Genomic DNA, 12,407 nt, shown 5'->3' on the forward strand with positions numbered 1-12,407 from the left:
CTCCTCCGGCGCCCCCGTCCGCACCTCCCCAACAGGGGTGAGGGGCCTCCCCCGTCGGGGGGAGACACGCCTTCGGGCTCAGGCCCTCTGGGCGTGGGCCTTCTCCAGCGCCGAGGAGAAGACCTCCAACGGCTGCGCCCCCGAGACACCGAAGGCACGGTCCACCACGAAGAACGGCACCCCGGTGGCGCCCAGGGCCCGCGCGGTACGGATGTCGTCCTCGACCTCGGCCGTGTAGGCGTCACCGGTCAGGACGGAGCGGGCCTCAGCGGCGTCCAGGCCGATCTCCACGGCCAGCTCCACCATGGTGTCCACCTCGCCCAGGTCGCGGGCCTCCACCAACTGGGCGCGCATCAGGCGCTCGTGCGCCTGACCACCCAGGCCCCGTTCCCTGGCCAGGTGGGTGAGTCGGTGGGCGTCGAAGGTGTTGACCATGACGGCGCCGTCGAACTCGTAGTGCAGCCCCTCCTGCGCGGCGACCTCCCGGACCTGCCCGGTCATCGCCCTCACCTGCTCGGGGGTGGCGTTCATCTTCGCGGCCAGGGAGTCCAGGACCGGTTCACTGACCCCGCGCGGGAAACCGGGGTCGAGCTGGAAGCTGCGCCAGACGACCTCGACCTCCTCGGCGTGCTCGAACCCCGCCAGGGCCCGTTCCAGGCGTCGCTTGCCGATGTAGCACCACGGGCACACGATGTCGGACCATACTTCGATCTGCACGAACGTCCCTCTCAGAGGCAGATTCCGTCCGAGCACGCGGGTGCGTCCTCGGAACCCAACGTCACCAGGCCACCGACCACGGGCAGGGGTGTGGGGACCCCGTCCCCGTCCGGTTCGGCCACCGGCACCGGCTCGGGCGCGCTCCGCGACTCGCTCACACCCACCACTCCTCACATACTTCTTGTGCGTAACCTATTGATCAGTGAGTATGCAGGCAGGACAGAACGGACTCAAGAAGGAACTCTCATGTTCGTGACGAACACCCCTGTGCCCCTGACCGAACGCGACCTCACCCAGGACCCCGAGGACTGCCCGGTCCGCGAGGTCCTGGACCGGGTCGGGGACAAGTGGAGCGTGCTCGTCATCGTCCTGCTCGGCCAGCGCGCGCACCGCTACGGCGAACTGCACCGCGCCATCGACGGGATCAGCCAGCGCATGCTCACCCTCACCCTGCGCGCCCTGGCGCGCGACGGTCTGGTGGAGCGCACCGCGCACGCCACCGTCCCCCCGCGCGTGGACTACGAGCTGACCGACCTCGGACACACGCTGCTCGCACCGCTCACCGCCCTGGACCGCTGGGCCCAGGAACACCGCGAGGAGGTCCGCGCGGCGCGCGAGCGCCACGATCGAGCGAACGGCTGAACCCCGCCCCCCGCGACGGGCGGGGCGCCGACCCTCAACGCCGGGGGCGGTACCGGGCGGCGGCGCGCTCCCTGGCCAGAGCCAGCAGCTCACGCGTGCGCTCCGCGGTCCGGGGCCCCGGGTTGAGCACCGACACCCACCCCTGGGTGGCGTGGACCGGGTGGGGCAGGAGCCGGTCCAGCTCGGTGAAGTCGAACCCTCGCCGGTGTTCGGCGTGCGCGGCGGGGGAGTGCCCCACCACCTCCTCGAACAGCGCCCGCCCCACCGCGACGTTGACCCGGAACACCCCGGGACGGTCCAGGTCGGAGTCGGTGTCGAAGCCCGGGTAGTCCTTGGTCACCACCGTCGCGAACGGGGTGAAGCCGGCACGCTCGCGAGCCCGGCCGTCCGGGTCGTACAGGACGAACGAGTCGCCCCAGGCGACCTCCGGCGCCCCGCTCTCCCGACTCGCGGTCTCCACGTCCACCTCACCCAACCCGGTCACGTACCGGATGACCTCGGCCTGGTCCATCGCGCCCCCTCACGGAGTCCGGGTGATCCCCGCGACCACCACCCTTCAAGTGTGTCATTCAACTGCTCTGTGAGACTTTTCGTCAGAAACCCGCAGTGCGAAGGAATCACCCGGACGCCATCCCTCAAATCCCGGCTGAACCGTCCTCCGGCCCCCGACTGCCACACCCCGGGAGGCCGGGCCACCACGGCGCGCACCACCCCCGGAACGGCCACCGGCCACCGACCCCCGCCGAGGACGCGCCCCGCCGCCCGACCACGGAACGGGCACCACACACCCAAGAACCCGCCAAACACCTGGGGAACCGCAGGTCACCCATGCGACACTCACCGCATGGCCGCACCGAACCCGCGCCCCGGACGACCCCCCGTGGACCCCCGGCGCCTGCGCCCCTCCCGCGCCTGGTACTGGGTGGGCGGAGCACTCGTCCCCCTGTCCCTGGCCGCCGGGGCCGTCCTCTTCGCCCTGCTGCTCGTGCGTGCCGTCGCCCTGCCCGACTTCGCCGCGAGCACCCACGGCTCCCAGAGCGCCACCTTCACCGTCCAGGACCCCGACCACACCGAACAGGGCTGGCTGCTGTACGGCTCACCCCGGGGCGTGGACCACACCGCCTGCGCCCTGACCGCCCCGGACGGCCGCCGACCCGCCTTCAGCTACCCCACCTTCAACCACCAGGTGGAGGACGAGAACGGGTCCTGGGCGATGATCGGCATGGTCACCCTCACCGAACCGGGGGAGTACTCCCTCACCTGCCGGGCCGCCGACGACGTCCGCTTCGGGATCGCCCCCGGCGCGCAGAGCACCGGCACCCTCGTGACCGGGCTCTTCGGCGCGCTGGGGTCACTGCTGTTCCTCCCGGCCCTGGGCATCGCGGGCGGGCTGACCCTGGTCGTCGTCACCGCCGTGCGCCGCGCGCGCCACCGCCAACGACTCCTCCACCCGCCCGCCCCGGGGCCCTGACACGAGGACTCAGCCCAACGCCCACGCGGGCAGGGCCTCGGTGCGCTCCACCCACTCCCGGGGCAGCGCCCCCACGGGCAGCCCCGCGCCGAGCACACCCCCCACGATCGCGCACGTGGTGTCCGTGTCGCCGCCCGGTGCCACCGTCGCCCACAGCGCCGACGCCAGCCCCGACCGGTGTCGGGCCGTCACCCACAGCGCGAACGGCACCGTGTCCAGGGCACTGACCCGCGACCCGTTGCCCAGCTCCCGGGCCACCCCCATCGGATCGGTGGTGATCAGCAGGGCACGGGCGTCCCGTACCGCCTCACGCACCCGCCCCCGGGGCAGGCGCTCCACCACCCGGTCCAGATAGGGGCCCGCACCCAACGGTTCGCGCCGCGCCGTCAGGGCCGCCGCCAACGCCACCGCCACGGCCCCGTCCACCGCCTCGGGGTGGGTGTGCGTCACCCGCGCGCTCGCCTCGGCCCGAGCGGCCACCTCGTCCAGGTCCTCGGCGTACCAGGCGCCCAACGGCGCCACCCGCATCGCCGCCCCGTTCCCGAAGGACCCCGCCCCCTCGAACGGCTCCGAGGCCAGCGACCGCCAGTCACCGCCCTCCCGCACCTGGCGCAGCATCCGCCCCGTGGCCAGGCCGTATCCCCGGTCGACGTCGTGGTGGCGGGCGAAGGAGGACGCCAACCGGTCGGGGTCCAGCCCCGCGCCGCGCCGCACCTCGGCGTAGACCGACGCCGCCATCTCGGTGTCGTCGGTCCACTGCCAGGGACCGGGCGGCAGCTCCCGGTCGACCAGGTGGGGCCGGTTGTCGGGGACGAAGAACTGGGAGCCGAAGGCGTCGCCCACGGACAGTGCGGTCAGGGAGGCCAGGGCGCGCACCGGGCGCGCGACGTCGATGGTGTGCATAACACCTCCCATCCTGACCATCACAGCGCCCCCTGTCCACGTCCCCGCCCCGGGCCCGGGTACCGGCGTGGCCACAACCGGCAAGGCGTGTGCGGGGCACACCTCTCCAGGGAAGACCCCCGGTGGGCCCCGCCCCCTCGGGGCCCGGGCCCCGCCCGACCCCACTCCGGACAGGACAGCCGTGTGGCCAGCACCCACCCACTCCCGCCCCGTCGAGGAACCCTCACACGACCGCGCCGTCGGCTCCCTCCTGGGCGCCGTGGCCGCCGCGGCCCTGGTCGGCACGCCCACGGGCCCGGCACAGCGCTTCGCCGCCGCGGCCACCACCGCCTCCCCGCACGTGCCGGACGGCACCGGCCCCGAGACCCTGGCCCACCTGGTCCGCACCGCCCTGCGCGCGGCCCCCTCGTCCCCGGGAACGGACCCGGTCTCCACCGCGTGGGTGCGGGCGCTGCGCTCGCTGGTCCTCACCGGAGCGGTCTCCGCCGGCGAACCCGTGTTGGAGCACACCGCCAACGACGACCCGCTCGGGGCGTCCTGGCGGGCCCTGACCCGCACCCCCCACCCCGCGGACGGCCCCGCCCGGGGCGCGTTCTCCTGCGCCCACCTGGTGGACGCGGTGTGGGCGGCCTACCACTCGCACGGGGACCTGGCCGCGATGTACACCGGAGCGCTGGCCGGAGCACGGTGGGGGACCTCGGCCCTGCCGCTCCAGGCCGTGCGCAGGCTCAGCGAACACACCGACCCGCACGCGCTGACCACCACCGCCCTGGTGTCCCTCAACGGCTCCCACCCCGACCGCTGGCCCCAGCTGCCCATCCGGGACCGGCCCGAACTGCGCCTGCCGCCCTTCGCCGTGCCCCACCCCCTGGACCCCCAGGTCCTGCTCGGCAACCTGGACTACCTGCGCACCCGCCCGGAGGAGGTGGACGCGGCCGTCTCCCTGTGCCGCACGCACCCCGAGGACGCCCCCCACCTGGCCGGTCCGGACTGGGTCCGGGTGTGGCTGCACGACACCCCGGGCCGCAACCCGAACCTCCACTTCACCCTGGACGAGGCCGCCTCAGCCGTGGCCGCGCTGCGCGCCGAGGGCAAACGGGTGCTGCTGCACTGCTGGGCGGGCGCCTCCCGCACCCCGGCGGTGGCCGCCCGCTACGCGGTCGCCACCCTGGGTGCCCCGCCCCTGGAGGCCATGGCCGCCCTCATCCCCACCGTGGGCGGGCACCTGGACAACCCCACCCTGTCCCAGGCGGTGGCCGAGCTCAGCGGCCTGGACCTGCCCGACCCGCTGACCAGGCTCTTTCCCCAGGGGCTCCCTCCGCGCCGACCGGAACTGCGGACATCCCATATCAGTGGGTGATAAGTTCCACAAACCGGCCCTTTCCGGTACCGTTACCCTCGCGTTACCCCTAGGCTCTGCGCCCGGACCCCGTGCCAAGCCACCGGCGGTCCCCGCTGTCTCCCGTGCTCGGCTCCACCCGCTTGCGGGGCCCGCACCACCCGGCGCACCGCGCCTCCCACGGCCGCCGTGCCGGGAGGTCACCGCCACGCCCCTGTTCCCGTTCGAAGGACTGTGTTGTGGGCACAAACGAGCCCCAGATACCACCCGCCGACGACCATGAGGCGGCCACCGAGGCCGCACCCGTCGTCGGCCCCCGCCTGGCCGCCGCGCGCTCGCGTTCGCGCCGCAAGCGCGCCCTGGTCGTGGCCTCCGCCGCTGGTCTGACCCTGGTCGTGGGCGGCACCGCCGCCGCGGCCGTCCTCATCTCCGGCGCCGACCCGGACACCGCCACCAACGCCGCGGGCATCCCGCGGGCCCAGCCCCAGACGCTGGTCGTGGAGGAGCCCGAGGAGGACACCGCCCAGGCCGAGGACGACCAGGACCGCACCCAGGCCGCCGCGCCCCAGGCCCTGACCGCCTCCGGCTCCGACATCCGCGAGGAGCCCGAAGAGGAGGAGACCACCGCGCCCGAGGCACCCTCGGGTGAGACCGGTGGCTCCAGCGGGGGCGAGGGCACCGGAGAGGGCGGCACCTGCGAGGCCTCCTTCTACGGAGACGGCTTCCACGGCGCCACCACCGCCAGCGGGGAGACCTTCGACACCTACGGAATGACGGCCGCGCACAAGACGCTGCCGTTCGACACCATGGTGAAGGTGACCAACCCCAACAACGGCAAGTCGGTCACAGTCCGCATCAACGACCGCGGCCCCTTCATCGCCGGACGCTGCCTGGACCTGTCCACGGCCGCCTTCGACGAGATCATCGGCACCGGCGCCGGTGTGGGCACCGTCGCCTGGGAGGTCGTCGGGTAGGCCCACACCCCCCGACGGCACGTCCGGCGCGCCCCGCACCCCACCGGTGCGGGGCGCGCCGCCGTCTTCACCCCCGACACCCCGCTGACCTGGGCCGACCAACCCCCACACATCGTCGACCCCGCGTAGACTCCCCCCACCGGGGCCACCACACGCCCCACCCCAGGCCGCCCACCAGCGAGCACGGGGCCCCGCACGTCGCCACGGCATGGCACAATCCCCACCACCCACACCGCAGGCACCACAACACCAAGGGGAGTCGGGCGTTGTTCCGCACCACCACCGGCTGGGTCGTCTCGCCCACCGACCTCGTCGACACACTGGAGTGCGACCACCGCAGCGCCCTCAAGAGCGCGCTCGCCGCCCACGTGCCCGGCGCACCCCACCCCGAAGAGGTCGACGCCCTGGTCGCCCACCACGGCGACCTCCACGAGAAGGCCGAACTCGACCGCCTCACCGCCCTGTTCGGCGACGACCTCGTACGCGTGGAACCCCCCACCGCCGACGACCACTCCCTGGCCCAGGCCGCCCGAGCCACCGCCGAGGCCATGGCCGCCGGAGCCCCCGTCATCTACCAGGCCTCCTTCCACCACCCCCTCACCGACACCGTCGCCTTCCACGGACGCGCCGACTTCCTCATCCGCTCCGACCTGGACCCCGCCACCGGCCACCCCCGCCCCGACGCCACCACCCCCCACACCTACGAACCCTGGGACACCAAACTCGCCCGCCGACCCGGACCCGCCGCCGTGGTCCAGCTCGCCGCCTACGCCCAGGCCGTGACCGTCCTGCACGGCCACGCCCCCCAGCACATGCACCTGCTCACCGGCGACCAGCACACCCACACGCTGCCCACCGCCGAGTTCACCCCCATCCTCACCACCATCACCGAACGCCTCCTGGCCCACCTGGCCACCGAACCCGCCCTGCCCGCCCCCACCTGGGGCCAGCCCCGCCCCGCCTGCGAGGGCTGCGGCTACAACACCTGGTGCTCCCAAGGCCGCACCGCCGCCCGTCACCTGTCCCTGGTCGCCGGGCTGCGCACCGACCAGGCCACCAAACTCAGCGACGCGGGCCTGGACACCATCGACGCCCTGGCCTGCGCACCCGACGACGCCCGCCCCACCACCCTGCCGCGCCGCTCCTTCGACCAACTGCGCGCCCAGGCCGCCCTCCAGGTCCGCCAGGACACCACCCGCACCCCCGCCAATCCCCAGGGCACCGTCACCGCCGAGGTGTTCTCACCCGAGGGCCTGGCCACCCTGCCCGCCCCCAGCCCCGGCGACGTCTTCTTCGACATGGAGGGCTACCCCTACCACTCCCGCCAGGGCGAACGCGGCCTGGAGTACCTGTTCGGCGCCACCACCGAGGACACCGACGGACACGAGACCTTCCACGCCTTCTGGGCCCACGACCGCGCCCAGGAGAAGCAGGCCCTGGAGGACTTCGTCGACTTCGTCACCGCGCGGGTCGACGCCGACGAGAACGCGCACGTCTACCACTACGCCTCCTACGAGGTGGACCGGCTCAAACACCTGAGCGCGGAGTTCGACACCCGCGAGGAGGAGGTCGACCGGCTCCTGCGCGAGAACCGGCTCGTGGACCTGTTCACCGTGGTCCGCAAGAGCCTGCGCGTGTCCCAGCGCTCCTACTCCATCAAGTACCTCGAACCCCTCTACCTGGACTCCTCCCGCGACGGCGGCGTCACCACCGCGGCCTCCAGCATCGACGCCTACGCCGCCTACCTGGCCGCGCACGAGGCCGGAGACACCGCCGAGGCCGACCGGATCCTGGCCGACATCGCCGCCTACAACCGCGACGACTGCCACTCCACCGCCCGCCTGCGCGACTGGCTGGAGGGCCACCGCACCGCACAGGGCATCACCGACCGGCCCCTCATCCAGTTCGAACTCACCGAGGAGGAGGCCGAGCGCGCCCGCAAACGCGCGGAGAAGGCCGCCCGCCACGCCGCCCTGACCCGACCCCTCCTCGAACACGTGCCCTCCGACCCCGACGAGCGCACCCCGCAGGACCAGCCCCGAGCCTCCCTGGCCGCCCTGGTCGGCTACTACCAGCGCGAGAACACCCCGCCCTGGCGCGAACACTTCCAACGCCAGAGCGCACCCCTGCAGGACCTGGAGACCGACAGCAACTGCGCGGTTCCCTGGCAGGTGCACGTGGGGGAGTGGGAGGAGCCCACCGGCAGGCGCACCAAGGCCCGCCGCGAGGTGTCCATGCGCCTGGACCGCGCCCACCCCAACCCCTTCACCACCGGAGAGAGCGTCCACCTGCTCCACCCCGGAGCCCCCGGCCAGGCCGCCACCACCCACCCCGCCACCGTCACCCGCGCCGAACCCGACGCCCTGACCCTGGTGGAGACCGCCCACCCCGACGAGACCGTCTCCCGCGCCCCCGTCGCGGCCCTGCCCGGCTCCCCGGTGGACCCCAAACCCAAGGACGGCGCCCTGGAGAGCGTGGCCCACACCGCCGTGGCGGGCCTGCCCGAGTGGCCCCACCACCCCGGACTGGACGTCCTGCGCCGCCTGCCCCCGCGCCTGCACCCCCCGGGCCCGCTGCCCGCCCCCGACCAGGGCGACCTCATCAGCGCCGCCATCACCGCCGTCGACCGCCTGGACCACTCCTACCTCGCCGTCCAGGGACCGCCCGGCGCCGGCAAGACCTACCTGGCCGCCCAACTCATCACCCACCTGATCAAGGAGGGCCGCAGCGTCGGAGTGTGCTCCACCGGGCACAAGGCCGTGGAGAACGTCATGGCCGCCGCCCTGCGCGCCGCCGACCAGCAGGGCCTGGAAGTGGCCGCCGCCAAACGCCCGCGCGGCGGCCGGAAGGACCCCGACGCCCCCTGGGAACAGCCCTCCAGCCAGAAGGTCCTGGCCAACTGGCGCGCCAAACGCGCCGCCCAAGGCCAACCCGTCCTCATCGGCGGCACCGCCTGGGGCCTGTCCGGCGCCGACACCATCGCTGACCCGCTCGACGTGCTCATCATCGACGAGGCCGGACAGTTCGCCCTGGCCGACACCCTCGCGGTGTCCGCCTCGGCCCACAACCTCGTCCTGCTCGGCGACCCCCAACAACTGCCCCAGGTCGTCCAGGGAGTGCACACCGAGGGCGCCGACGCCTCCGCCCTGCAACACCTCATGGGCGCGGACGCCATCATCGACCCCGCCCTGGGCTACTTCCTCGACCAGACCCGCCGCATGCACCCCCACGTGTGCGCGCCGGTCTCCGACCTGTCCTACCAGGGCCGCCTCCAGGCCCACCCCTCCACCGCCCACCGCACCCTGGGCACCCCCACCGCCCCCAGCGCCCTCACCCCGGGCGTGTACACCCTGCCCGTCCACCACACCGGGCGCACCACCCACAGCCCCGAGGAGGTCGAGGCGGTGGTGGCCGCCGCCCGCCACCTGGTCACCGAACGGGTCACCACTGACCCCGACCAGGGCCCCCGCCCCCTCACCGGCCACGACATCCTCGTCGTGGCCCCCTACAACCTCCAGGTGCGCACCCTGCGCCAGGCCCTGGCCCACGCCCAACACGACACCCCCGCCCTGGAGGGCGTCCGCGTGGGCACGGTCGACAAGTTCCAGGGCCAGGAGGCCGCCGCCGTCCTGTGCTCGATGACCACCTCCGACGCCGCCGAGACCAGCCGCGGCCCCTCCTTCGTCCTGGACCGCAACCGGCTCAACGTCGCCCTCTCCCGAGCCCAGGTCCTGGCCCTGGTGGTGCACTCACCCGACCTGCTCACCACCGCCCCGCGCACCATCGACGAACTCCGCCTGCTGGCCGCCTTCACCGGACTGGTCGGCGCCGCCCGACCCTGGCCCCAACAGTGACTCCCTCACCATGAGAACCACCCCACACGCCGACGCCCCAGGGTTTCGGACACCCCCCAGGTGGAGTACGTTTTAGGGAGCACACCACGCCCGACCCGCGAGCGCCCAGCGCCTCGCGAGCGCTGGCCACGGCGTGCGCCACGAGGGAGTGTTCCGCGGATGCTTTGCCAGGCTCCTCCGAGCCCGCGCCCACCGGGTCGCGCGGCACGGCCACGGCCAGCCCGGCCTCGCCCCCGCACCGGTGAACACGACCCAGCCCACCCCCACACCCGCTGGTGGGCCACGCCGCCCCGGCCCGCCACCGTTCTCGAAAGGCACCACGGCCCCCGTGTCTGAACGTCCCTCCTCCTCCGGCGGTGGCCGCAACACCCGCCACCCCACCGGCATCCGTGTCGTCGTCATCGTCCTGGCGCTGCTCGCGCTGGCCCTGGGCCCCTTCGGCTACCTGATGGGCGTCGACGCCGACTCCCACGCCGGTTCGGCCGCCGAGTGGTTCACCCTGGCCTTCGGCGCGGCCGTGGGCCTGCCCTTCCTGGCCGCGGCCGTGGCCACCGTGGCGGGGGACCGCAGGGCCGCCCTGTGGTCGCTGGCGCTGCTGATCTGGCCCGTGGTGTTCGTCGTGGTCATCCACCTGGCCGGTCTGGCCGGGTAGGCTCCCGGGGGTGTCACCCAAGAAACGCAACCGCCGCAAGCCCGCCCAGGGGTCGTCCGAGCAGAACCCGACCCCCGAGGCGGGCCGTGTCGAACCCGGGCACACCCCGGACAAGCGCCCCGTGAGCCGGACCCCCGTCACGGTCGCGGACCCGCCCGACCGCAGGATCACCGCCCTGTGGGTCCTGCTGTGGTCGCTGTGGGCCCTGGGCAGCCCGCTGGCCCTGCTCGCCCTGCTCCTGGCCGGGCTCAACGCCTTCGACATGACCGCCGACCCGATCGACCCCGGCGCGGTGCCCGACCCGGGGCTGCTCGCCGAGCAGGAGGCCCAGGCGGTGCGCGCCATCGGCACCGCCCTGATCTGGTTCCTGGTCATGGCCTGGGTCGTCCCGGCCGTGGGAGCGATCACCGCCGCCGTGCTGCGCCGTAGGATGGCGGCGATCTCCTTCACCGTCGCGCTGGCCCTGTCGGTGGGGCTGCTCCTGCTCACCGTCTCCCCGGTCGAGCTGTGGGGAGCGCTCACCACCCACCTGTTCGGCTGACACCCCTTGCCCGTACGCCCGCCCCGCCTGCCACCTCCGGGCCCCCACCCGGGCCACAATGGAACCCGTGGACACCACCGACCCCTCCCTGACACCCGAGCCCCGGGCCGAGATCGCCCTGCCCTCCACCGTGCGCTCGCGCCTGGAGCACCTGGACCAGAGCGTCCTGGTGGACACCCGCGCCCTGGAACGGGTGCGTGAGCGCTTCGACACCGAGCAGGCGCACACCCTGGGCCGGTACCTGACCAACGCCCAGTCCCCGGCCACCCTGCGCGCCTACCGCGCCGACTGGACCTCCTTCGGCGCCTGGTGCCTGACCGAACAGCGCACCTCCCTGCCCGCCGACCCCGTGGACGTGGCCGTCTACCTCGCCGCCTGCGCCGAGCAACGGGGTGAGGACGGCACCACCTGGGCGTTCTCGCCCTCCACTCTGGAGCGCCGCTCGGCCGCCATCGCCGCCGTGCACGGCGCCCACGGTCTGGACTCGCCCACCCGCGCCGAGGTGGTCAGGATGACCCTGCGCGGCATCCGCCGCACCCGCAGGGCCCGCCCGCGCCGTAAGGCCCCCGTGGTGCTGAGCACCCTGGAGTCGATGCTGGCGGTGCGCCCGGCCGAAGGCCATCCCGGGGGAGTGGCCCGCAGGCGCGACGCCGTGCTGCTGCTCACCGGCTTCGCCGGGGCGCTGCGCCGCTCGGAGCTGGCCGGGCTGAGCTTCGACGACCTGGAGCTGCGCACCGACGCCGCCTCCGGGGCGCCCACCCTGGTGGCGTCACTGTGGGCGACCAAGACCGACCAGGAGGGCCGGGCCCACCAACGGGTGGCGCTGCCCCGGGGCCGTCACCGCCTGACCTGCCCGGTGTGCGCGGTGGCCGACTGGTCGGCGCTGGTGGTGGTGCACCGCGACGGGGGAGCGGAGGCGGTGCGCGCCTGGCTCGAACGTCCCCGGGCCCCCGAGGCCGCCCCGGCCCACTCCTGCCAGGACCTGACCCGTCTGGAGCTGGCCGACGGCACCGGGCGGCCGCTGCTGCCCGCCGTGGACCGGCACGGACGTGTGGCGGACAGGGCCATGACCCCCAAGTCCGTGGGCAACCTGGTCAAACGCTACGCCGAACGGGCCGGGCTGGACCCCGACGACTTCGGCGGTCACTCCCTCAGAGCCGGGTTCGCCACCCAGGCCGCGCTGGGCGGGGCCAACGACCGCGAGATCATGCGGCAGGGACGGTGGACCAACGCCCAGACCGTCCACGACTACATCCGCACCGCCAACCCACTGGAGGACAACGCGGTCACCCGACTGGGCCTGTGAGCCCACCC

The 12,407-nt window shown here is 74.0% G+C and carries 12 protein-coding genes; 8 read left to right on the forward strand and 4 right to left on the reverse strand.

Going from position 1 to position 12,407, the window contains the following annotated elements; translation table 11 throughout:
• Window positions 1-78: 78 nt before the first annotated feature.
• On the reverse strand, window positions 79-717 hold the full coding sequence (locus tag ACFW3L_RS04405; RefSeq protein WP_378736273.1) for a DsbA family oxidoreductase: 639 nt from the start codon (window positions 715-717) through the stop codon (window positions 79-81).
• An 11-nt stretch (window positions 718-728) separates the two neighbouring features.
• A complete protein-coding gene (locus ACFW3L_RS04410) occupies window positions 729-875 on the reverse strand; it encodes a hypothetical protein (RefSeq protein ID WP_378736275.1) in 147 nt (48 codons plus the stop codon).
• An 88-nt stretch (window positions 876-963) separates the two neighbouring features.
• Between ACFW3L_RS04410 and ACFW3L_RS04415 the strand changes: the two genes are divergently transcribed.
• Entirely contained in the window at window positions 964-1,359 is a 396-nt protein-coding gene (locus tag ACFW3L_RS04415; RefSeq protein ID WP_378736277.1) for a winged helix-turn-helix transcriptional regulator, read from the forward strand.
• Window positions 1,360-1,393: 34 nt separating this feature from the next.
• Here ACFW3L_RS04415 and ACFW3L_RS04420 read toward each other — a convergent pair whose 3' ends face one another.
• Entirely contained in the window at window positions 1,394-1,870 is a 477-nt protein-coding gene (locus ACFW3L_RS04420; RefSeq protein WP_378736279.1) for a DUF6194 family protein, read from the reverse strand.
• Window positions 1,871-2,203: 333 nt separating this feature from the next.
• Here ACFW3L_RS04420 and ACFW3L_RS04425 point away from each other — a divergent pair, with 333 nt between their 5' ends.
• Window positions 2,204-2,830, forward strand: coding sequence for a hypothetical protein (locus ACFW3L_RS04425; RefSeq protein ID WP_378736281.1), 627 nt, complete (start codon window positions 2,204-2,206; stop codon window positions 2,828-2,830).
• A gap of 9 nt (window positions 2,831-2,839) precedes the next feature.
• On the opposite strand, the gene ACFW3L_RS04430 is transcribed toward ACFW3L_RS04425, so the two are convergent.
• Entirely contained in the window at window positions 2,840-3,733 is an 894-nt protein-coding gene (locus tag ACFW3L_RS04430; protein WP_378736283.1) for an ADP-ribosylglycohydrolase family protein, read from the reverse strand.
• A gap of 181 nt (window positions 3,734-3,914) precedes the next feature.
• Here ACFW3L_RS04430 and ACFW3L_RS04435 point away from each other — a divergent pair, with 181 nt between their 5' ends.
• The 6 genes from ACFW3L_RS04435 to ACFW3L_RS04460 all read left to right on the forward strand — a co-directional run bounded on the left by ACFW3L_RS04435 (window position 3,915) and on the right by ACFW3L_RS04460 (window position 12,399).
• Entirely contained in the window at window positions 3,915-5,093 is a 1,179-nt protein-coding gene (locus ACFW3L_RS04435) for a protein phosphatase (protein WP_378736285.1), read from the forward strand.
• Window positions 5,094-5,311: 218 nt separating this feature from the next.
• Window positions 5,312-6,046, forward strand: a complete 735-nt coding sequence (locus tag ACFW3L_RS04440) for a septal ring lytic transglycosylase RlpA family protein (protein ID WP_378736287.1) — start codon at window positions 5,312-5,314, stop codon at window positions 6,044-6,046.
• A gap of 266 nt (window positions 6,047-6,312) precedes the next feature.
• On the forward strand, window positions 6,313-9,900 hold the full coding sequence (locus ACFW3L_RS04445) for a TM0106 family RecB-like putative nuclease (RefSeq protein WP_378736289.1): 3,588 nt from the start codon (window positions 6,313-6,315) through the stop codon (window positions 9,898-9,900).
• Between the two features lie 328 nt (window positions 9,901-10,228).
• Window positions 10,229-10,552 carry a hypothetical protein gene (locus ACFW3L_RS04450; RefSeq protein ID WP_378736291.1) on the forward strand — a complete coding sequence of 108 codons (324 nt, stop codon included), beginning with the start codon at window positions 10,229-10,231 and terminating at the stop codon, window positions 10,550-10,552.
• Between the two features lie 10 nt (window positions 10,553-10,562).
• Window positions 10,563-11,093 carry a hypothetical protein gene (locus tag ACFW3L_RS04455; protein ID WP_378736293.1) on the forward strand — a complete coding sequence of 177 codons (531 nt, stop codon included), beginning with the start codon at window positions 10,563-10,565 and terminating at the stop codon, window positions 11,091-11,093.
• 58 nt (window positions 11,094-11,151) lie between these two features.
• Window positions 11,152-12,399, forward strand: a complete 1,248-nt coding sequence (locus ACFW3L_RS04460) for a site-specific integrase (protein WP_378736295.1) — start codon at window positions 11,152-11,154, stop codon at window positions 12,397-12,399.
• The last annotated feature ends 8 nt before the right edge of the window (window positions 12,400-12,407 follow it).

The organism is Nocardiopsis sp. NPDC058789, from assembly GCF_042745575.1.
GTDB lineage: Bacteria > Actinomycetota > Actinomycetes > Streptosporangiales > Streptosporangiaceae > Nocardiopsis > Nocardiopsis eucommiae.

What these genes read in the sequence shown, in the direction of transcription:
- ACFW3L_RS04460 (WP_378736295.1), top strand. Translation starts at nt 11,152, where the DNA reads ATGGAACCCGTGGACACCACCGACCCCTCCCTGACACCCGAGCCCCGG.
- ACFW3L_RS04420 (WP_378736279.1), bottom strand. Translation starts at nt 1,870, where the DNA reads ATGGACCAGGCCGAGGTCATCCGGTACGTGACCGGGTTGGGTGAGGTG.
- ACFW3L_RS04425 (WP_378736281.1), top strand. Translation starts at nt 2,204, where the DNA reads ATGGCCGCACCGAACCCGCGCCCCGGACGACCCCCCGTGGACCCCCGG.
- ACFW3L_RS04430 (WP_378736283.1), bottom strand. Translation starts at nt 3,733, where the DNA reads ATGCACACCATCGACGTCGCGCGCCCGGTGCGCGCCCTGGCCTCCCTG.
- ACFW3L_RS04415 (WP_378736277.1), top strand. Translation starts at nt 964, where the DNA reads ATGTTCGTGACGAACACCCCTGTGCCCCTGACCGAACGCGACCTCACC.